Here is a 22,930-nt window from a genome sequence, read left to right as displayed (position 1 = left end):
TAGACCAGTTCGCCGTCCTCGGTCCACTTCACCAGGTCGCCGGTGCGGTACATGCGCTCGCCGGGGCGGCCGAACGGGTTGGCCACGAAGCGATCCGAGGTGAGGTCGACGCGGCCGTGATAGCCGCGCGCCAGTTGCACGCCGGCCAGGTACAGCTCGCCGGGGACGCCGATGGCCACCGGCCGCAGCCGCGCATCCAGCACGAATACCTGCGAATTCCACTCGGGCTCACCGATCGGCACCGCCAGGGTGTCGGAGCGATGCGCCTCCCGGAAGGTGATGGACACCGCGGCCTCGGTGGGGCCGTACAGGTTGTGCACGCCCGCGTCGCTGACCGCCCAGAAGGCCGACACCGTCTCCGGCGGCAGCGCCTCGCCGATGACGAACACATCGCGCAGCGAGTCGAGTTCGCCGGCCTCGGCGTGCGCGGCGAAGACCGCCAGCATGGACGGCACGAAGTCGGTGAGCGTGACACCGTGGCGCGCAATGGTTTCCGCGATGTAGCGAGGATCGCGATGCCCGTCAGGGGTCGCGACCACCAGCGTCGCGCCCGCGCGCAGCGGCAGGAAGTAGCCCCACAGCGACACGTCGAAGGTGGTGGCGGTCTTCTGCAGGTAGACATCCGTGCCGCGCACCCCGTACTCGGCCTGCATCCAGGCGAGCTGGTTGGCGATGGCGCGGTGGGTGACGGCGACGCCCTTGGGCTTGCCGGTGGAGCCGGAGGTGAACAGGACGTAGGCCGGGTGGTCCGGATGCAGCGGGGCGCGGCGCTCCCGGTCGGCGAGCTTGGCCGCGGAGACGTCGGCGAGATCCAGCTCGTCGAGATAATAGGTTGCCGCCTCGACGGTTTCGGGCGCGGTGAACCCGTCGCGGCGGGTGGTCAGCACGGCGTGCGGGTTCGCGGTGGCGAGAATGTGAGCGATGCGCTCGGCCGGATGCGCGGGGTCCACCGGCACGTACGCGCCGCCCGCGTGCAGCACCGCGTACATGGCGACCACCAGCTCCACCGAGCGCGACATGGCCAGCACCACCAGCGATTCCGGGCCCACGCCGGCCGCGATGAGATGACGGGCGAGCCGGTTGGCGCGCTCGGACAGCTCGGTGTAGGTGAGTTCGGTGTCGCCGAAGACCAGGGCGCGCGCCTTCGGCGTGCGGGCGACCTGGGCGTCGAATCCCTGGTGCAGAAACAGATCCGGGACGCGGGCGCCGGTGGCGTTCCAGCTGGAGAGCACGTAATCGCGCTCCCCCGCGTCCAGCAGTTCGATATCGCCGACCGGGCGCTCGGTGTCGGCGGTGGCCGCGGAGAGCAGGCGGGTGAACTTGGCGGCGAACTCGCGGACGGTGTGATCGTCGAAAAGATCGGCGGCGTAGGTGTATTCGACGCGATAGCGGTCGCCGTCGGCGACGACGGTCAGCTGCAGGTCGAATTTGGCGATGCCCGGATCGAAGGCGAGCTGCTCGGCGCTCAACCCCGGCAGCGAGGCGTTCAGCCCGCTCAGGTTCTGCATGAACAGCGCCACCTGGAACAGCGGGTGGCGATTGCGGGCGCGCGGCGGGTTGAGGACCTCCACCAGGCGCTCGAACGGGACGTCGCGGTGGGCGAAGGCGCGCAGATCGCGATCGCGCACATGCCCCAGGAGCGCTTCGAAGGAGTCCGCGCCGCGCACCTCGGTGCGCAGCACCAGGGTATTGACGAACATGCCGACCAGATCGTCGAGGGCCTGGTCGCCGCGGCCGGCGGCCGGGCTGCCGATGACGATGTCGCCGGTATTGGACAGCCGGGCCAGCACCGCGGCCAGCGCGGCGTGCAGCACCATGAACGGGGTGGCGCGGTGCGCGGCGGCCACCTTGTCGACCGCGGCCCGCAGCTCGGCGTCCAGCACGGTCTCGAAGGTGGCGCCCCGGAAGCTGGAGACGGCCGGGCGCGGACGGTCCGCGGGCAGGTCGATCTGAACGGGCAGGTCGGCGAGTTCGCTCGCCCAGAAGGCGATCTGGCGCGCCGACACCGACTCCGGGTCGGCCTCGTCACCCATCCAGGCGCGCTGCCACAGCGTGTAGTCGGCGTACTGCACGGCCAGCGGCTCGTACTGCGGACGCTGGCCGGACTGCCGGGCCAGGTAGGCCATCACCAGGTCGCGCACCAGCGGCCCGATGGACGCGCCGTCGGCGGCGATGTGGTGGGCCACCACCACCAGCGTGTGATCACCGGGACCCGAACGCAGCAGCCTGGCACGCAGCGGCACCTCGGCGGTGACGTCGAATCCCTGTGCGGCCAAGGCGAGTACGGTCGCGGCGAGCTGATCCTCGGGCACCTCGCGCGGGGTGAGATCCACCGCGGCCTCGGGCAGCACCACCTGGGCGGGGCCCGCCTCGGTGGCCGGGTAGTAGGTGCGCAGCGACTCGTGGCGCTCGATCACGTCGGCGAAGGCGGCGGCCAGCGCGCCGGGATCGAGGTCACCGCGCAGCCGCAGCGCGAACGGCATGTTGTCGACCGCCGACGGATCGAATTCGTCCGCGGTGGGGTCGTATTCGCTGCGCGCGTAGTGATTGAGGAACCACATGCGCTGCTGGGCGGGCGAGAGCGGAATGTGATCCGGGCGCGGGCCCGCGGTAAGCGGCGGCCGGACGGTCCCGGTCGCCCCCTCGCCCAGTGCCGCCAGGGCGGCGACGGTGGGCCGTTCGAAGAAATCGCGCACGTCCACGTGCACGCCGAGGGCCTCCCGGATGCGGGCGATGGCGCGGGTGGCGATGAGCGAATTGCCGCCGAGCACGAAGAAGTCGTCGTCCGCGCCGACGGTGCGCAATTCGAGCAGATCGGCGAAGATGGCCGCGACCGCTTCCTCGGCGGGGGTGGCCGGGGCGCGGTAGGCGGCGGCCGCGTCGGCGAAATCCGGTTCCGGCAGCGCGCGGCGGTCGACCTTGCCGTTCACATTGAGCGGGAATTCGGCCAGCGGCACCAGCAGGGTCGGCACCATGTACTCGGGCACGTGGGTGCGGGCGGTGGAAAGCACGGCGGCACTGTCGATCTCGTGACCGGCGGCCGCGACCACGTAACCCACCAGGGCCTGTTCACCGCTGGGCCGGGTGTGCATGAGCACCACCGCCTGCGCGACCGCGGGCGAGCGCCGCAGCGCGGCCTCCACCTCGCCGAGCTCGATGCGCTGGCCGCGCATCTTCACCTGGAAGTCGCTGCGGCCCACGTACTCCAGCTCGTCGGAACCGTTGTCCGCGTTCGACACCCAGCGCACCAGGTCACCGGTGCGGTACATGCGATCGCCGGCCGGACCCTCGGGGTTGGCGACGAAACGTTCGGCGGTCAGACCGGGGCGGCCGGCGTAGCCGCGCGCCAGCTGCGGGCCCGCGATGTACAGCTCGCCCACCACACCAGGCGGCACCGGGCGCAGATCCTCGTCCAGCACCAGTACGTCGACGTCGTCGCCGGGCTGACCGATCGGGATGGAGTCGACGTCGGCGGCGGTGACCTCGTGGGAGGTGGCCAGCACGGTGGACTCGGTCGGGCCGTACACGTCGAACAGGGTGGCGCCGCTGACGCTGCGGAAGTCAGCGGCGGTTCCGACGGGGACGGTCTCGCCGCCGGTGAGCAGGTAGCGCAGCGAATCGGGCATCTCCTCGCCGCTGCGGATCACCTCGCCCACCAGCGCGGCCAGCATGGAGGTCACGAAAAACGCGGTGGTGACCCGGGATTCGCGAATGACGCGCACCAGGTAGGCGGCATCCAGGTGCCCGGTGGGCGACGTCATCGCCACCCGCGCGCCGACCTGCAACGGCCAGAAGATCTCCCACACCGACGCGTCGAAGGTGGTGGAGGTCTTGAACAGGACCGCGTCCTGATCGGTGAGCCGGAACTGGCGCTGCTGCCAGCGCAGGAACGCGATGACCGCGCGGTGCGGGATGGCCACGCCCTTGGGGCGGCCGGTCGAGCCGGAGGTGAAGATGACGTAGGCCAGATTGTCCGGGCCGGGCTGCGCCGATTCCGGATCGTCGGCCGGCGACAGCAGCCGGTCCCCGCTGACGCCCAGTTCCCGTGCGGTGGCCTCGAATTCGTCGATGGCCAGCACCGGGGCGGCGATATCGAAGGGCGGGCGGTCGGCGGTGGTGGTGAGCACCACCGCGGGCTGCGCCACCTCGAGCACGTAGGAGGTGCGCTCGGCCGGGTGATCGGGGTCGATCGGCACGTACGCGCCGCCGGCCTCCAGGATGGCGTACATGCCGACCAGCAGCTCGAACGACCGGCGCACCGCCAGGCCCACCAGCACGTCCGGGCCCACACCCAGGGTGCGCAGGTGGTGGGCGAGAACCGTGACGCGGGAGGCGAATTCGGCGTAGGTGAGGATCTGGCCCTCGTAGTCGATGGCCACCGCGTCGGGGGTGCGCTGGACCTGGGCGCGGAACTGGGTGGTGAGCGTCTCGACCGGGGCCAGCTTCGGGTCCAGCACGTCGGCGGCGGCCAGCACCGCGTCGTCGACGAGCGCTTCCAGCGCCGCGGTCAGACCGCCGGCCTCGCCGTCCATCAGGCCGGGCAGCTGACCGGAGACCACCACCTGGATCAGCGCCTCGGGTTCGAGCGCACCGCCCATGGCCTCGCTCAGCGCGGCGATCTCGGTGGCCAGGACGCCGTAGGCCACGGTGTCGCCGGCGTAGCGCAAGGCCACCCGGTCGGCGTCCAGGTCGGCCACCACGCCGATCAGGCATGGTAGGTCGCCCACCCCGTAGGCCCGGCGCAGGGCGCCGACCCGTCCGGTCCGGTTGGTGGCGATGGACTCTGCGTAGTGCATCAGAGGCTTCCTTCCGACGTGCTTTCCGAGCGAAGGATCCGAGCCTGCGCGTCCGCGGTGAGCGTGCTCAGGGCCCGAGGGAGACCGGCCGCGCCGAGGGCGGTCAGAATGCCGGGCACCAGCCCGGCGAGTGCCACGTTGACCAACGCCTCCGGCTTCGCGGCGGCGCCCATGGCGCGGGCGGTGACGGCGATCTTCTCGGCGAGATCGCGGTAGGTCACCGAGTGCTCGCCGTGCGCGAAGGCGACCGCTTCGGGGGCGGCGGCCGCGGCGGCGGCGATCAGAGCGGGCAGATCGGCCGGCGCCTGGTGCGGCGCCGGGCTTTCCAGCTTCGGCGCACCGGCACCGGGCCGGCGGTGGCGTTCGGCCTCGGTCCGGATGTCGATGGCCCGCAACGACACCTCGGGATCGGCGACCACGGCGTCGAGCACCAGGCGCAGGCGCTGTGCCAGCAGGCGCACCGAGTCGGCGTCGAAAATGTCGGTGGCATAACCGAATCGCATGTCCAGACCCACCACGCGGCCGGTCTCGTCGTGCTTCTCGATGCCGGTGAGCTGCAGGTCGAACTTGGCCTCGATCAGCTCCGGCTCGAGCGCGGCCACCGTCAGCCCGGGCAGCTCGACCGAGACCGGCGTCATGTTCTGGAAGGCGAAGGCCACCTGGAACAGCGGGTTGACCGCGGCCGAACGGGCCCGGCCGGTGGCGGCCAGGACCGCCTCCACGACCCGCTCGAACGGGACGTCGCCATGGTCGAAGGCGGCCAGATCGCGATCGCGCACCTGCCGCAGCAGGTCGGTGAAGGTCAGTTTGCCGTCCACCTCGGTGCGCAGCACCACGGTATTGACGAACATGCCGATCAGGTCATCGAGGGCGCGCTCGCCGCGACCGGCGACGGGGACGCCGACCGAGATGTCGCGCTGGCCGGACAGTTTGGCCAGCAGCACCGCGAACGCCGCGTGCACGACGCCGAACAGGGTCGCGCCGTGCGCCCGGGCCAGGGTCGATAGGTGTTCGACGGTGTCCGAATCGATCTCGAAATCGATTGTCCGGCCCAGCATTTCCCGCCGGGCGGGGCGAGCGCGATCGGTGGGCAGATCCAACTGGTCAGGAGCCGAGGACAATTCGTTCACCCAGAAGGCCAGCTGCCGCGACAGCAGGCTCTCGGGATCGGCATCGGAGCCGAGCACCGCGCGCTGCCAGGCGGCGTAGTCGCCGTACTGGACCTCGAGCGGCGTCCAGGCCGGGGCCGCACCGGCGGTGCGAGAGGTGTAGGCCAGCACCAGGTCCCGGCTCATGGGCAGCACCGAATAGCCGTCGGCGCTGATGTGGTGCAACACCACGATGAGCACGTGCTCGTCGGCAGCCAGTTCGAACAGCGCCACGCGCACCGGCGGGGCGGCGGTGACATCGAACCCGGTCGTCGCCACCTCGAGCAGGCGGGCCGCCAAGTCGTGCTCGGACACCGGGATCGGGGTCAGCTCGCCCGCCGGCTCGCCGACCTCGAGCACCACCTGCACGGCTTCGCCGTCGATCTCGGGGTAGCGGGTGCGCAGGATCTCGTGCCGCGCCAGCACATCGCGCAGGGCGGCGGTGAGCGCGCTCCGGTCGAGCGTGCCGGTGAGCCGGATGGCCATGGGCACGTTGTAGGCGCCCGATTCCGGGCGCAGGCGGTTGAGCACCCACATGCGCTGCTGGGCCAGCGACAGCGGGGCGGGACCCGGGCCGGTGCGCCGGACCAGCGGCGGCAGCGCGTCGGCGGGGTCGGCGTCGGCGATCCAGGTCGCCAGGCCGGCCACGGTCGGCGTCTCGAACAGCGCCGAGACCGGCACGCGCACACCGAGATCCGAGCCCAGCCGGGCGGCGAGGCGGGTCGCCATCAGCGAATTGCCGCCCAGGGCGAAGAAGTCGGTGTCGAGGCCGACGCGGACCTCGCCGGGCGTGCCGATGACCTCCGCGAAGCCCGCCGCGACGGCTCGCTCGACGGCGGTCACCGGCTCGCGGTAGGCCGCCACGGTGAAGCCCGGCGCGGGCAGCTGCGCCCGGTCGACCTTGCCATTGGCGTTGAGCGGCAGGGCATCCAGGACCATCAGCGCGGCCGGGACCATGTAGCGCGGCAGCTCGGCGGTCAGCGCGGCGCGCAAGGCGGAGGCGATCTCCTCACGGCGCTCCGGCGCGGCGCCGGGGACCGCCGCGTAGGCGACCAGGCAGGCGCCGGCGTCGGCGGTGTCGCGGGCGACGGCGACCGCGGCGGTGACGCCGGGGCGGCGGCGCAGCGCGGTCTCCACCTCGCCGAGCTCGATGCGGAATCCGCCGATCTTGACCTGGAAGTCGGCTCGCTCCACGTATTCCAGCGCGCCGTCCTCGCGCCAGCGGACGATATCGCCGGTGCGGTACATGCGTCCGCTGGCGTACGGGTCGGCCACGAAGCGGTCGGCGGTCAGGGCGGGCCGGCCGAAGTAGCCGCGGGCCAGCTGCGCGCCCGACAGGTACAGCTCGCCGGGCACGCCGACCGGGACCGGGGACAGGCGGGCGTCCAGCACGTAGACACGGCTGTTCCAGGCGGGCGCGCCGATCGGCACGGCCTGCCGGTGCCGTTCACGCACCGGGAACGCGGTGATCGAGACCGCCGCCTCGGTCGGCCCGTAGAGGTTGAACAGTGCTGCGCCACCGCCGTTCTCGACCGGATGGTGGTCGAGGAACTCCCCGGCGGTCGCGGCGGGCAGCGCCTCGCCGATGGCCAGCACGGCGCGCACCGACTCCGGCAGCGGCCCGGCCGCCAGCAGCATGCCCAGCAACGACGGCACCGGGTGCAGCACCGTGACGCCGTGCTCGGCGATCAACGCCCGCAGGCGATCCGGATCGCGTTCCTCACCCGCGGCCGACACCAGCAGACTGCCGCCGGAGGTCAACGCGGACCAGAACTCCCACACCGACAGGTCGAAGGTGGCGGGTGTCTTGAGCAACGCGCGATCGCTCGCCCCGAGCGCGAAAGTAGCCCGCAGCCAGCGCAATTGATTGACGATGGCGGCGTGTGAGATCGCGACACCCTTCGGGCGACCGGTGGAACCGGAGGTGAAGATCACGTACGCGGTGTTGTCCGGGCGCAGCGGGGTGAGCCGGTCGGCATCCGCTACCGGTTCGGCTGAATAGGCCGACAAGTCGAGCTCATCGACGCGCAGGACCTCCGTCATTCCGGCGTGCTTTTGGCCGGAATCCAACGCCTCGCCGTGTGGATCCCGGCCAAAAAGCGCGCCGGGATGACGAGAGTCGGTGCCATCGGCATGACGAGAGTCGGTGCCATCGGCATGACGAGAGTCGGTGCCATCGGGATGAGGAGGGCTGGACAGCTCGAAGGCGTCGCGGGACGTGGTGAGCACGCATACCGGCTTTGCGGTGTCGACGACGTACTGGATGCGGTCGGCCGGGTGGTCGGGGTCGATCGGGACATAGGCGCCGCCAGCTTTGACCACCGCGTACATGGCGATCACGAGGTGGAGGCCGCGGCGCATGGCGAGGACGACGGCGGTTTCGGGGCCGACGCCGGCGGTGATCAGGCGACGGGCCAGGCGGTTTACTCGGGCGTCGAATTCCGCGTAGGTGAGGGCGGTTCCGGTGTTGTCCAGCAGGGCCACCGCGTCGGGGGCGGACGCGACCTGCGCGTCGAACAGGTCGGCCAGGGTGGCGGGGGTGAGCGGGTGGGCGGTGGCGTTCCAGTCGTGCAGGATGCGCCGGCGCAGGCCCGCACCGAGCAGGTCGATGTCGCCGATGGCGATATCGGGCTGGGCGGCAATGGTTTCCAGGACCCGGGCCAGGGCGGCGGTGAACCGTTGCGCGGTGGACTCGGTGAACAGGTCGTGGGCGTAGCCGAGGGTCAGCTCCAGCCCGGCGGGGGCGCCGGAGTCGGCGTAGCGGTCGACCGCGAACAGGTGCAGGTCGAATTGCGCCACGTGGGTGTCGAATTCGACCTCGGAGACGGTGAGGCCGGGCAGTTCCAGGGTGGCGCGTTCGTGGTTCTGGAACGACAGGCCCACCTGGACCAGGGGGTGGCGGGCGGTGGAGCGGACCGGGTTGAGCACCTCGACGAGGCGCTCGAACGGCACGTCGGCATTGCCGAAGGCGGCGATGTCACCGGCGCGCACCCGCGCCAGCAGCGCGCTGAACGGTTCGGCGGCATCGGTGCCGGTGCGCAGCACCAGGGTGTTGACGAACATGCCGATCACGTCGTCGAGCGCGGCCTCGCCGCGGCCCGCGATGGGAGTGCCGACCGCGATGTCCGAGCTGCCCGACAGCCGCGACAGCAAGGCCGCCCAGGCCGCGTGCACCACCATGAACAGGGTCGCGCCGTGGCGGCGGCCCAGGTCGGTCAGACCGGCGTGCAGTTCGGCGTCCAGCGGGAGCCGCAAGTAGCTGCCGCGCAGGCTCTGTCGCGCCGGACGCGGATGGTCGGCGGGCAGGTCCAGCTGGTCGGGCAGCCCGGCCAGGGTCTCGCGCCAGTAGGCGAGCTGCTTGGCGGCCACCGATTCCGGATCGTCCTCCGCACCCAGCAGCGCCCGCTGCCACAGCGCGTAGTCCGCGTACTGCACCGCCAGCGGCGACCAGCCGGGCTCGACCCCGGCCAGGGCGGCGTTGTAGGCGATCATGAGGTCGCGCACGAACGGGACCACCGAGGAGCCGTCGGCCGAGATGTGGTGCAGCACACCGGCGAGCACGTGCTCACCGGTGGGCGCGCCGTCGGCGTCGACCAGCCGCAGCAGCAGCACGCGCACCGGCACGTCCACCGTCACGTCGAAGGTGGTGGTGGCGAGTTCGGTGATTCGGGCCACCAGTTCGTGCTCGGTGGCGTCGACCGGCTTCAGCTCCGAAATCACCTCGGCGGCAGGGTGAATCACCTGTGCCGGGCCGTCGGCCAGCTCCGGGTAGACGGTGCGCAGCGACTCGTGGCGTTCGATCACCGCCGCGAACGCGGCCTCCAGCGCCGGGACGTCCAGCTCGCCGGACAGCCGCAGCGCGACCGGGATGTTGTAGGCGAGGGAGTCACGGTCGAAACGGTTGAGGAACCACATGCGCTGCTGCGCGGGCGAGAGCGGCAGCTGCTCGGGACGGCCCCCGGCGACCAGTGCGGGCCGCCGGGGGCCGTCCGCCTCGGCCTGCACGCGCACGGCCAGCGCGGCCACGGTCGGCGCCTCGAACAGCGCGCGCACCCCGACGGTGGTGTCGAACAGCGCGCCGATGCGGGCGACCGCCTTGGCCGCCAGCAGCGAGCTGCCGCCCAGAGCGAAGAAGTCGTCGTCCGCGCCGACCCGTTCCAGGCCGAGCAGATCCGCGTACACGGTGGCGACGAGTTCCTCGGCCACGGTCGCGGGCTGCCGGTAGCGGCCGCCCTCGAAAACCGGCGAGGGTAGGGCGGCGCGATCCAGTTTCCCGTTGACGGTCAACGGGATTCGGTCCACCACCACCAGGGCGGCGGGCACCATGTGCTCGGGCAGTTCCGCCGCGAGCGCGGAACGCAGCTCCGCGGTGTCGAGCACGGCTTCCGGTGCGGGCACGACGTAGCCGACCAGACGCGAGACGTCGGCCGCCTCGTCGTGGCGCACGATGACGGCGGTCTCGCGCACCCGGGCGTCGCGCAGCAGCGCGGCTTCGATCTCCCCCAGCTCCACGCGGAAGCCGTGCAGGTTCACCTGCTGATCGATGCGGCCCAGATACTCCAGGTCACCGGTGGCGGTCCAACGCGCCAGATCGCCGGTGCGGTAGGCGGATTCGCCGGGCGCGCCGTACGGGTCGGCCACGAATCGGCCCGCGGTCAGGCCGGGGCGGTCGAGGTAGCCGCGTGCCAATTGGCCGCCGGAGACATAGATTTCGCCGGGCACGCCGATCGGGACCGGACGCAGGCGCGAATCCAGCACGCGCACGGTGAGTCCCGGCAGGGCGCCGCCGATCACGCTGGCCGAACCGGTGTCCGGGCCGATGGGCCGGTAGGAGACGTGCACCGTGGTCTCGGTGATGCCGTACATGTTGATCAGCGCCGGGGCCTGCGGGTGGCGGTCGAACCAGCCGGCCAGGCGCTGCGGTTCCAGCGCCTCGCCGCCGAAGATCACATACCGCAGGGCCAGTTCGGATTCCGACTCGGCGTCCGCGGTGATCAGCTGATAGAACGCCGACGGGGTCTGGTTGAGCACGGTCACGCCGGCGGTCGACAGCAGCTCGCGGAACTGCTGCGGCGAGCGTGAGGTGAACCAGTCGACCATCACCACGCTGCCGCCGTAGAGCAGCGCGCCCCACAGCTCCCACACCGAGAAGTCGAAGGCGTAGGAGTGGAACATGGTCCACACGTCGTCGGCCCGGAAACCGTAGTGGCCCTGGGCATTGTCGAACAGGCGGATCACATTGCGGTGCGGGATCACCACGCCCTTGGGGCGGCCGGTGGAACCGGAGGTGTAGATGACGTAGGCGGTGTCGGCCGGGCGCAGCGGCGCGCGCCGGTCCCGATCGGTGATCGGGGCGGCGGCATAGCCGTCGAGATCGACAGTGTCGAGCTCGATCACCGGAGCGTCGATCCAGCCCGGCGGCAATCCGGCGGCGGTACTGCTGATCGCGCACACCGGGCGGGCGTCGTCGATCACGTAGGCGATGCGGTCGGCCGGGTAGTTGGGGTCGATCGGCAGGTAGCCGCCGCCCGCCTTGATCACCGCGAGCAGCGCCACCGCCAGCGCCTCGGTGCGCGGCAGGGCCACGGCCACCAGGGATTCCGGTCCGACGCCGGCCGCGATCAGGCAGCGGGCCAGCCGGTTGGAGCGGGCGTCGAGCTGGTCGTAGGCGAGGGTCACGTCGCCGGCGCGCACGGCCGGTGCGGCGGGATCGAGGGCGGCCGCGGCCGCGAAACGATCGGCGAGCGTGGTGAATTCGGCGATATCGGGTCCGGTGCCGGCCCATTCGTGCAGGACGCGCACGCTCTCCTCGAGGGTGAGCAGCGGGATGTCGCCGACCACCACGGTGTCGTCAGCGACCACCGAGGCCAGCACCCGGTCGAATCGGCCCGCCAGGCCGGCGATCGTCTCGGCGTCGAAAAGGTCGCTGGCGTAGCTGATTTCGATGTCCAGGCCGGCCGGGCGACCGTCCGGGCCGTGGTTCTCGAGCACGGTGAACTGGAGATCGAACTTGGCCACCCCGGTGTCCAGGGTTTCGGGCCGGATCGACAGGCCGGGCAGCCGCACCTCCGGCAGCGCGTAATTGTGGAAGGTCAGGGCCACCTGGAACAGGGGGTGCCGGGCCTGGGAGCGGGCCGGGGCCAGCACCTCGACCAAGCGCTCGAACGGCACGTCGGCGTGTGAGAGCGCGGCGATGTCCTCGGCGCGGACCGCGTCCAGCACGGCGCCGAAGCCGGCGCGCAGATCGATCTGGCTGCGCAGGACCAGGGTGTTGACGAACATGCCGACCAGGCCGTCGAGCTGCTGGTGGCCGCGGCCGGCGACCGGGGTGCCGATCGCGATGTCGGTGCCGCCCGACAGGCGGGCCAGCAGGACGGCCAGCGCCGCGTGCACGGTGCTGAACAGCGTGGTCTCGTGGGCGCGCGCCAGATCCAGCAGGCCGCCGTGCAATTCGGCGTCCACGCGCACCCGGTGGGTGCCGCCGCGCAGCGAGGCCACCGCCGGGCGGGGGCGATCGGTGGGCAGTTCCAGTTGTTCGGGCAGCCCGGCCAGGCGCTGCCGCCAGAACGCCAGTTCGCGGTGCGCGAGCGAGGTCGGGTCGGATTCGTCGCCACGACGTTCGGCCTGCCACAGGGTGTAGTCGGCGTACTGCACGGGCAGCGGGGTCCAGCCGGGGGCGACGTCCGCGCGCCGGGCCTGATAGGCGGTCATGAAATCGACGGCCAGCGGGCCCATCGAGAAACCGTCCGAGCTGATGTGATGCACCACCAGCACCAGCACGTGATCGTCGGGTGAGAGGCTGAAAACGGCTGCGCGAACCGGGATTTCGGCGGTCAGGTCGAACGGCCGGGCGATCACCGCGGTGATCCGGTCCGCGAGTTCGCCGGCGGTGACCGGCGCGGTCAGCAGCGTGGCCGCCCCCGCCGCCAGCACCTGCTGCACGGGGCCGTCCGGACCGTCGGGGTAGACGGTGCGCAGGGTCTCGTGGCGGGCGACCACATCGCGCAGGGCGGCATGCAGGGCCGCCGCGCCGAGCGGACCCGACACCCGCAGCACCATCGGAATGTTGTCCGCCGCCGCGCCCGGCCCGACACCCTCGGTGTCGGCGTGGAAGCGATTGAGGAACCACATGCGCCGCTGCGCGTCCGACAGCGGCACCCGCGCGGGCCGCGGCCGCGCCGCCAGCGGGGCGAGAGCGCCGCTGCCCGAACGGGATTCGGCGACCGCGGCCAGCCCGGCGACGGTCGGGGCGTCGAACAGATCGCGCACCGACAGTTCGGCGTCCAGCGCCGCGCCCACCCGGGCGACCACGCGCGCGGCGATCAGGGAGCTGCCGCCGAGGGCGAAGAAGTCGTCGTAGGCGCCGATCCGGTCGATGCCGAGCAGATCGGCGAACACACCGGCCACCACATCCTCGGCCACCGTCTCGGGGGCGCGGTAGGCGGCGGTCTCGAAGACCGGGGCGGGCAGCGCCGCACGATCCAGCTTGCCGGAGGTGTTCACCGGGAACTCGTCGAGGATCACGAACGCGGCCGGGACCATGTACGAGGGCAGCAGGCCGCCCAGCGCCGTCTTGACGGCGTCCAGGTCGATCACGTGCCCGGGCTCGCGCCGCAGATAGCCGGCGAGCTGATCGCCCGCGTGCGGATCCGAACGCACCAGCACCACAGCCTGATCGACGCCGGGCTGCGCGAGCAGCGCGGCCTCGATCTCGCCCAATTCGATGCGCAGGCCGCGCAGCTTCACCTGGAAGTCGGTGCGGCCCAGGTAGTTCAGCTCGCCGTCGGCGGTCCAGGCGACCAGGTCGCCGGTGCGGTACATGCGCTCGCCGGTGCCGAACGGGTTGGCCACGAAGCGATCCGCGGACAGGTCCGGGCGACCCAGGTAGCCGCGCGCCAGCTGAGCGCCGGCCAGGTAGAGCTCACCGGCGACGCCGGGGGCCACCGGGTTGAGACGGCCGTCCAGCACATAGGTCCGGGTGTTCCACACCGGGCGGCCCATGGGCACGAACGCGGTGTCGGTGTCGGTCACCTCGTGGTGGGTGACCTCGACGGCGGCCTCGGTGGGGCCGTAGAGATTGTGCAGGCGCGCGCCGGTCAGCTCGCGCAGTTTGAACGCGGTGCCGGCGGGCAGGCCCTCACCGGAGGCGAACACCTGCCGCAGGCTGGTGCAGCGGGCGACGGCCGGTTCGGTCACGAAGACCGCGAGCATGGACGGCACGAAATGCGCGTGGGAGATGCCCGCGCGAATGATCAAGTCCGCCAGGTACTTCGGATCGCGGTGGCCGTCGGGGGCGGCCACCACCAGGCGGGCGCCGACCTGCAGCGGCCAGAAGAACTCCCACACCGACACGTCGAAGGTGAAGGGGGTCTTCTGCAGCACCACGTCGGCGGCGGTCATGCGGTAGCGCTGCTGACCCCACACCAGGCGGTTGACCACCGCCGCGTGCGAGACCGCCACGCCCTTGGGGCGGCCGGTCGAACCGGAGGTGAAGATGACATAGCAGGCGTTCGACTCGCGCAGTGGCGCACGGCGATCCGCGTCGGTCAGCGGGGTCGCCGGGTAGCCGGACAGGTCGAGGGTGTCGACGGCCAGCACCGGGAGGTCGGTGCCGGCGGCGAAACCGTCACGGGCCGTGGTCAATACGACCGACGGGCCCGCCGCCTCCAGCACGTACTCGGTGCGCTGCGCGGGCTGATCCGGATCCACGGGCACGTACGCGCCGCCGGCGGCCAGGATCGCGTACATGCCGATCAGCAGTTCGTGGGAACGGCGGATCGCCAGCACCACCCGGGATTCCGGGCCCACGCCCGCCTCGACCAGCTTGCGCGCCAGGCGATGCACCCGGTCGGCGAACTCGCCATAGGACAGGGTCGTGCCCTCGAATTCGACGGCGGGCGCGTGCGGGCAGGTCAGCGCCCGCGCCTCGAACAACGCGACCAGTGTGGCGGGGGTGGGTTGGCCGAACGCGCCGACCGGCAGCGCCGAGCGAAGGTCGTGGGCGGTGTCGTTCCAGTCCGTCAGCACCCGGGCGCGCTCGTCGTCGGTGAGCAGATCGATATCGCCGACGGGGCGGTCCGGGGTCGCGGTGACCGCGTCCAGCACCACGTCCAGCCGGCGCGCGAACGCCGCGACGGTCGCCTCGTCGAAAAGGTCGGTGGCGTAGGTGAAGACGGCGTCCAGCCCACCGGCGGCGCGGTCCTCGACCAGCGACAGCTGCAGGTCGAACTTGGCGATGCCGGGATCCAGGTCGATGCGCGTCGCGCGCAGGCCGTCGAGCTCGAGAGTGGCCGGGGTGGTGTTCTGCAGATCGAGGGCCACCTGGAACAGCGGGTGGCGGGCCTGTGAGCGCATCGGGCTGAGCCGTTCGACCAGCAGCTCGAACGGGACCTCGGCGTGCGCGAAGGCCCGCAGATCGGTGTCGCGCACCTGGGCCAGCAGCTCCCGGAAGGACCGGCCGGGCGCCACCTCGGTGCGCAACACCACGGTATTGACGAACATGCCGACCAGCTCGTCGAGGGCCTGCTCACCGCGGCCGGCGACCACCGAGCCGATCGAGATGTCGCTGGTGCCCGACAGTTTCGCCAGCAGCGTGGCGTAGGCGGCGTGCAGCGCCATGAACAGGGTGGCGCGATCGCCCTCGGCCAGCTCGCGCAGGCGCGCGTGCCGGGCGGCGGAGATGGTGAAACGGTACTGCGCGCCCCGGCGGGTGGCCACGGCCGGGCGGGGCCGATCGCCGGGTAGCTCCAAAGTGTCGGGCTGGCCTGCCAATTCGGCCCGCCAGAATCGAATCTGCGCCGCCAGCACCGATTCCGGATCGTCCTCCGAACCCAGCAGGGCGCGCTGCCACAGCGTGTAGTCGGCGTACTGGACCGGCAGCGGCGTCCACGCCGGGGCCTCGCCCGCGGTCCGGGCGGCGTAGGCCAGCATGAGGTCTCGGGTCAGCGGCGTGATGGACCAGCCGTCGGCGGCGATGTGATGCACGCCCAGCACCAGCACGTGGGTCTCGTCGGCGAGGCGCAGCAGCGTCAGCCGCGCCGGCGCCTGCTCGTCCACCGCGAACGGCAGCACCGCCAGCTCGAAGATCCGCGCCGCCGGATCCGGCGACTGGACCGGCTCGAGCGCCAGGGCGACCCCGGACTCCTCGACCGGCAGCACCAGCTGGCGGCCCACGCCGTCCACCGCCGGATACACCGTGCGCAGGGTCTCGTGCCGCGCCACCACATCGGTGACCGCGGCGGCCAGGGCGTCCGCGTCCAGCGGGCCGTCCAGGCGAATGGCGGCGACCAGATTGTCGGCGACGGAACTGTTGTCGAAGCGGTTGAGGAACCACATGCGCTGCTGGGCATACGACAGCGGCACCACCTCGGGCCGCTCCCCCGCCACCAGCGGCGGACGCCCGCCGGCGCCCGCCAGCTCGGCCAGCCGCAGCGCGAGCTCGGCGACACTGGACGCCTCGAACAGCAGGCGCACCGGCACGGTGGTGTCCAGGGCCGCGCCGAGGCGGGCCACCACCTGGGTGGCGAGCAGCGAATTGCCGCCCAGTTCGAAGAAGTCGTCGTCCGCGCCGACGGCGACCTGCTTCTCGGCGGCGGCCGAATCCGCCGCTGCCGCAGTGCTGTTCGACGCCATGAGCGCGTCCTGGCCGGCGGCGGCCGGGAGCGCCGCCATCGCCACGGCCACCGGGGTGGCGTCGGCGGCGGGTGTCAGCCCCAGCACCTCGCCGAAGACCTCGGCCACCAGCAGTTCGATCGGCGTTGCGGGAGCGCGGAATTCGCGTGCGGTGAACACCGGCGCGGGCAGCGCGCGGTAGTCGAGCTTGCCGTTGACGGTCATCGGCATGGCATCCAGCACCATGAACGCCGACGGAATCATGTACGCGGTCAAGCGTTCCGCCAGCGCGGCACGCACCTGCGCGACGTCCACCCCGCCGGCCGCGGGCACCAGATAGGCCACCAGCTGATCGCCGCGCGCGGCGTCGTGGTGCAGCACCACGACGGCGGTGCGCACCTGCGGCAGCGCCGCCAGCGCCGCCTCGATCTCGCCCAGTTCGATGCGGAAGCCGCGCAGCTTCACCTGGGAGTCGTTGCGGCCCAGGTACTCCACCTCGCCGTCGGCGGTCCAGCGCACCAGGTCTCCGGTGCGGTACATCCGTTCACCGGGAGCCCACGGGCAGGCCACGAAACGGCTCACGGTGAGCTCGGCGCGATTGCGGTAGCCGCGGGTGATGGGCAGACCGCCCAGGTACAGCTCGCCGATCGCGCCGACCGGAACCGGCCGCAGCCGGTCGTCGAGGATCCATTCGCGCGCGCCCGGGATCAGGCGGCCGATGGTCACGGTCGCACCGGTGCGGATCGCCCTGGTGATGTTCACGACGACGGTCGCCTCGGTGGGCCCGTAGGCGTTGATCAGTTCCCGCCCGGCCTCGTCCCAGCGCCGCACCAGCTCCGGCGACACCGCCTCGCCGCCGACCGCGACATGCCGCAGGCTGGGCACGTCCGCCGGATCGATGGTGCTCGCGCCGGACGGCGTCATGAAGACATGGGTGACCCCGTGCGCGCGAATCACTTCCGCCAGCTCGTCGCCGATGTGCGCACCGGTCGGCGCGACCACCAGCGTGGCGGCCGCACGCAGCGCCAGCAGCAGCTCGCCCACCGAGACGTCGAAGGACGAGCTGGTGACGTGCAGGACCCGTGCGTCGGGGCTGCCGCTGAAACGCTCGTACTGCGCCTCGGACAGGCCCGCCAGGCCCGAGTGGGTGACCACGACGCCCTTGGGCAGGCCGGTGGAGCCGGAGGTGTAGATCGAGTACACGACATTGCCGGCGCGCAGCGGGCGCACCCGGTCGGCGTCGGTGATCGGGCCGGCCGGGAAAGCCGCGCGGGCGGCGGTGAATTCGGCGTCGTCGAGCAGCAGCCACGGCACGGCGCAGGGCAGCGCGTCGCGCACCGCGCCGACGGTCAGGCCGAGCACCGCGCCGGCGTCGCGGACGATGTAGTCGATGCGCTCGGCCGGGAAGGCGGGATCCACCGGGACCCAGGCGGCGCCGGTCTTGGCGATGGCCCAGACGGCGACGATGTAGTCCGCCGAGCGCGGCAGGCTGACCGCCACCAGGTCCTCCGGGCCGAGGCCGCGCGCGATCAGCAGGCGCGCCAAGCGATTCGACGTGGCGTCCAGTTCGGTATAGGTGAACCGGATATCCTTCTCGATCAACGCAATTCGGTCAGGTGCGGCCGCGACGGCATCGGCCATGATCTCCGGCAGCAACCGGACCGCGGGCACGGGTGCGCCGGAACGGGTTGTCAGATCGGCGTATTCGTCCTCGGACAAAACCGGCAATGCATCCACCGGGACGGACGGATCGGCCGTAACGGCCCACAACAGGCGCACGAAGCGGTGCGCGAAGACCTCGATGGTGGCGGAATCGAACAGATCCAGCGCGAATTCGAACTCCGCGTGGATCCCCGCCGGTGCCGGACCTTCCCCGGGACCGGCACCGGCGAAGCTTTCGGTGACCGCGACCGAGAGGTCGAATTTGGTCACTCCGGTATCCAGCGTACCTGTCGTGGCAAGCAATCCGGGCAGTTCGAGGCTGATGTCTCCGGTTGCGGTGAACGACAGGGCCACCTGGAACAGCGGATGCCGGGCGGTCGAGCGGGGCGGATTGAGCACCTCGACGAGTTGCTCGAAAGGCACGTCACCGTGCGCGAAGGCGGCGAGATCGGTGTCGCGCACCCGGCGCGCCAGATCGTCGAAGGACAGCCGGCCGTCGACCTCCGTGCGCAGCGGCAGCGTGTTGACGAACATGCCGATCAGGTCGTCGAGTTCGCGCGCGCCGCGGCCGCCGACGGGGGTGCCGATCACGATGTCGGACTGACCGGACAGGCGCGCGAGCAGCACCGCGAGCGCGGCGTGCACCAGCATGAACGTCGAAACGCCCGCGCCGCGAGCGGTTTCGGCGATGCGCGCGTGCAACTCCGCGGGCAGCTCGACGCCGAGCTTCGCGCCGCGGCCGGTCGCGATCACCGGGCGCGGGCGGTCGGCGGGCAGTTCCAGCAGGTCCGGCGCGCCGGCCAGGGTCTCGCGCCAGAAGTCCAGCTGCCGCGACAGCAGCGAATCCGCGTCCTCGGCGCTGCCGAGGCGATCCCGCTGCCACAGCGTGTAATCCGCGTACTGCACCGCCAGCGGCTCCCAGGCGGGCGCCTGATCGGCGACGCGGGCCAGGTAGGCGGTGAGGAGATCGCGGGCCAGGATCGGCAGCGAGAGGCCATCGGCGGCGATGTGGTGCAGCACCATGGCGATGGCGTAGTCGGGCACGTCCAGATCGGCCGAGTCGACGGTGACCGGACCGCCCAGTCCGCAATCGTCGGCGACCGCGCCGGTCACGGTGAACAACCGTGCACGGAACGGGATCTCGTGCTCGAGATCGAAGCCGCTGGTCGCGAAGGCGCGCAAGCGGGTGTCCAGCTCGTCGGCGTCGACGGTCTCGCGGTCCACCGGCACGGCCACCGACGCCACCTCCAGCACCCGCTGGCACGCGAAACCCGCGGCGGTCGAGGGGAATACGGTGCGCAGCACCTCGTGGCGGGCCAGCACGTCGGTCAGCGCGGCCCCCATCGCCGCCTCGTCGGCCGCGCCGCGCAGCCGCACCACGAACGGCATGTTGTAGCCGGCGCTGCCGGTGTCGAACCGATTGAGGAACCAGATGCGCTGCTGCGCCGGGGACAGCGGCAGCGGCTCCGGGCGCTCGCGGCGCACCAGCGCGATCGCGTGCCCGGCCGCCGCGTCCTCGTTCACGAACTGGGCGTCGATGACCTCGGCCAGCGCCGAAACCGAAGTGGCGCCGAACATCTCGCGTACCGTCAGACGGCAGCCCAGTTCGGCGTTCAAGCGCGACGCCACCTGGGTGGCGACCAGGCTGTTGCCGCCGAGCGCGAAGAAGTCGTCGCCGCGCCCGACCTCCGCGGCGTCGAGCACCTCGGCGAACACCCGGGCCACCGCCCGCTCGGTCACCGTGACCGGGGCCTCGTAGCGCACGGCCACCCGGACCGGATCCGGCAGGGCGGCCCGATCCAATTTGCCGGAGGCGTTGACGGGCAACGCGTCCAGCACCATGTAGGAGGTCGGGACCATGTAGCCCGGCAGCGCGCGCCCGGCCGCGGCCTGCAACCGCGCCACGTCCAGATCCGCGGCCCCGACCACATAGGCGATCAGTTGCTCGTCGCGCACGATCACCACCGCGCGCGCCACCCCGTCCACGCCCGCCAGCACGGTCTCGATCTCGCCGAGCTCGATGCGCAGGCCGCGCAGCTTGACCTGGAAGTCGGTGCGGCCCAGGTATTCCAGCTCACCGTTGTCGGTCCACTGGACCAGGTCGCCGGTGCGGTACATGAGCTCGCCCGCGGCGAACGGATCGGCCACGAAGCGCTCGGCGGTCAGGCCGGGACGCGTCGCATAACCCCGGGCGAGCTGAACCCCCGACAGATACAGCTCACCCGGGGTCCCCACGGGGACCGGCCGCACACGCGCGTCGAGCACGTACAGCCGGGTATTGAACACCGGTGCGCCGATCGGCACGGACACGGTGTCCGCGGCCGTCACCTCGTGATAGGTGACCTCGACCGCAGCTTCGGTAGGACCGTAGAGATTGTGCAGGCTCGCGCCGGTCAGCGCGCGCAGCCGCTGCGCGGCCGGGCCGGGCAGCGCCTCACCCGAGATGAAGACCCGCCGCACCGTGCGCAGGTCGTCACCGGCGCCGTCGCGCTCCAGTTCGGTGAGGAACGCCTCCAGCATGGAGGGCACGAAATGCACTGTGGTGACGCCGTATTCGGCGATCGTCGCGCGCAGGTAGGCGGGATCGCGGTGCCCGTCGGGCTGGGCGATCACCAGGGTCGCGCCGATCTCCAAAGCGAAGAACAGCTCCGGCACCGACACGTCGAAGGTGATGGGCGTCTTGAGCAGCGTCACATCCGCGGCGGTCATGCCATAGGTCGCGCGCATCCACGCCAGCCGGTTCACGATCGCGGCATGCGAGACCATGACGCCCTTGGGGCGGCCGGTGGAGCCCGAGGTGAACAGGACATAGGCGGTATTGGCGGGCCGCAGCGGCGCGAGCCGGTCGGCATCGGTCACCGGGGCGGACGGGTAGCCGGCCAGCAGCTCGGTCAGCGCGTCCAGATCCAGTGTGGTGACGTCGGTTTCGGGACGCTCGGCGGTGGTGGCCAGCACCAGCGCGGGCGCGGCGGTGGCGAGGATGTGGGCGGTGCGCTCGGCCGGGTGGTCCGGATCCAGCGGCACGTACGCGCCGCCGGCGGCCTGCACGGCGTAGAGGGCGACCAGCAGCTCCGGCGACCGCCGCAGATGCAGGGCGACCAGCGACTCCTGGCCGATCCCCAGCGAAATCAGATGGCGGGCAAGCCGATTCACCCGTTCGGCGAACTCGGCGTAGGTGAGGTCGGGGGCGCCGGCGAAACGCAGCGCGGTGGCCGCGGGCGTGCGGGCGGCCTGCTCCTCGAACAGCGAGACCAGGGTCGCGGCCGGATCGACCGGATGCACGGTGTCGTTCCACAACCGCACCACCACATCGCGTTCCAGCTCGGTGCAGACATCCACGTCCGCGAGCCGGGCGGCCGGATCCAGCTCGACCAGGCGCGCGAGGAAATCGAGGAAACGCCGGTGGTGCCGGACGTTCTCGGTGCTGGTGTACAGGTTCGGATTGACCTCGACCTCGAGGCGGATCCGGTCGTTCTCCTCGTAGTAGAGGTTGAGGCTCATGTCCTCGATGGGGCTGTTGGACATCAGGTGCATGCGCGCGGTGACATCCCCGAACTGCAGCTGGGAATGGAACAGCATGATGTTGACCATCGGCCCGAACAGCGCCCGCGAGGACACCCCGCCCTGCTGCTCGGCATCGCGGTGGATGTCCTCGTGGCGGTAGCGCTGATGCCGCAGCGCACCCGAGATCTCCACCCGCGCCGAGGTCAGCAGCCCACCCCAGGTGGCGTCGTCGCCCACCGGGACGCGCAGCGGCACGATATTGGACAGCATGCCCGTCGAGCGCCGCATGACCGCGGTGGTGCGGGCGGTCACCGGCAGGCTCAGCACCGCCTCGTCCTTGCCGGTCAACCGGGCCAGATAGGCCGCGAACGCCGCGACGATCACCCCGGAGACGCCGCAATCCCGCTGTGCGCCAACCTCTTCGATGCGCCGATGCAGCGCCTCCGGCAGCGTGCCGCCGAATTTCATATTGCCCGCGCGCGGCGGCGCCGAGCGGCCCTTGAGGGTGGTGCCGCCCTCGAGTCCGGCGGTGCGCCGCATCCAGTGCTCGCGATCGAGCTGGAAGCGGTGGCTCTCGCGGTAGGCGAACTCGGCGTCGACCAGTTCGCGCAGGGTGCCGACCTTGACCTGCTCGGGTTCGAGCCCGCGCCGCAGGGCGGTGTAGCGGCGGGCCGACCACTGCATGGTGTTCATGGCGGCGTAGCCGTCGCCGACGATGTGATGGCCGGTCACGAACCAGAACCAGCGCTGCTCGGCGACCCGGATCAGGGTGGGCGCGAACAGCCGCTCGACATCGGCGATGACGTCCACCGGGCGCAGCGCCTCGGCCCGCATCCATTCATGCGCCGCCGCAACGGGATCCGGTTCGCCGCGCAGGTCCATCAGCGCGGTGTCGTAGCCGACCTCCGGGTCGATGTACTGCATCGGCCGGCCGTCGATCTCGGTGAAGCGCAGTTGGGAGGAACGGAAGATCGGCACCCCCTCGCGGTAGACCCGCAAGAGCAGATCGACATCGAAATCGCCTTGGATGTCGACATATTGGGCCATGCTGATCGGCACGTCGGGATTGAGCAGCTGGGCGTACCAGATGCCGAGCTGAGCGGGTCCGAGGGGAAAAGGCGCCGCGAGGTCCGACGAGCTGTCCGACGACACGTCACTCGGTCCGAGCCCACTCGAGTCCGTTCCCTGCACCAGAGCCTCCCTTGTCAT

Annotated in this window: 2 protein-coding genes (1 of these 2 only partly in view); both read right to left on the bottom strand. The window is 71.6% G+C overall.

Annotated features, from left to right (window positions below):
• On the bottom strand, positions 1-4,796 hold the 5' end (the start) of the coding sequence (locus D7D52_RS07060) for a non-ribosomal peptide synthetase (protein WP_120735583.1). 14,116 nt of this gene lie to the left of the window's left edge; 4,796 of the gene's 18,912 nt are visible here — the first part of the coding sequence; its start codon is at positions 4,794-4,796; its stop codon lies off the left edge, out of view.
• A complete protein-coding gene (locus D7D52_RS07055) occupies positions 4,796-22,930 on the bottom strand; it encodes a non-ribosomal peptide synthase/polyketide synthase (RefSeq protein ID WP_120735582.1) in 18,135 nt (6,044 codons plus the stop codon). The genes D7D52_RS07060 and D7D52_RS07055 overlap by 1 nt, the downstream gene beginning before the upstream one ends.

This window comes from Nocardia yunnanensis (genome assembly GCF_003626895.1).
Lineage (GTDB): Bacteria > Actinomycetota > Actinomycetes > Mycobacteriales > Mycobacteriaceae > Nocardia > Nocardia yunnanensis.
Note: the sequence above shows the minus strand (reverse complement) of the source record. Positions and strands in the feature narration are given on the sequence as shown.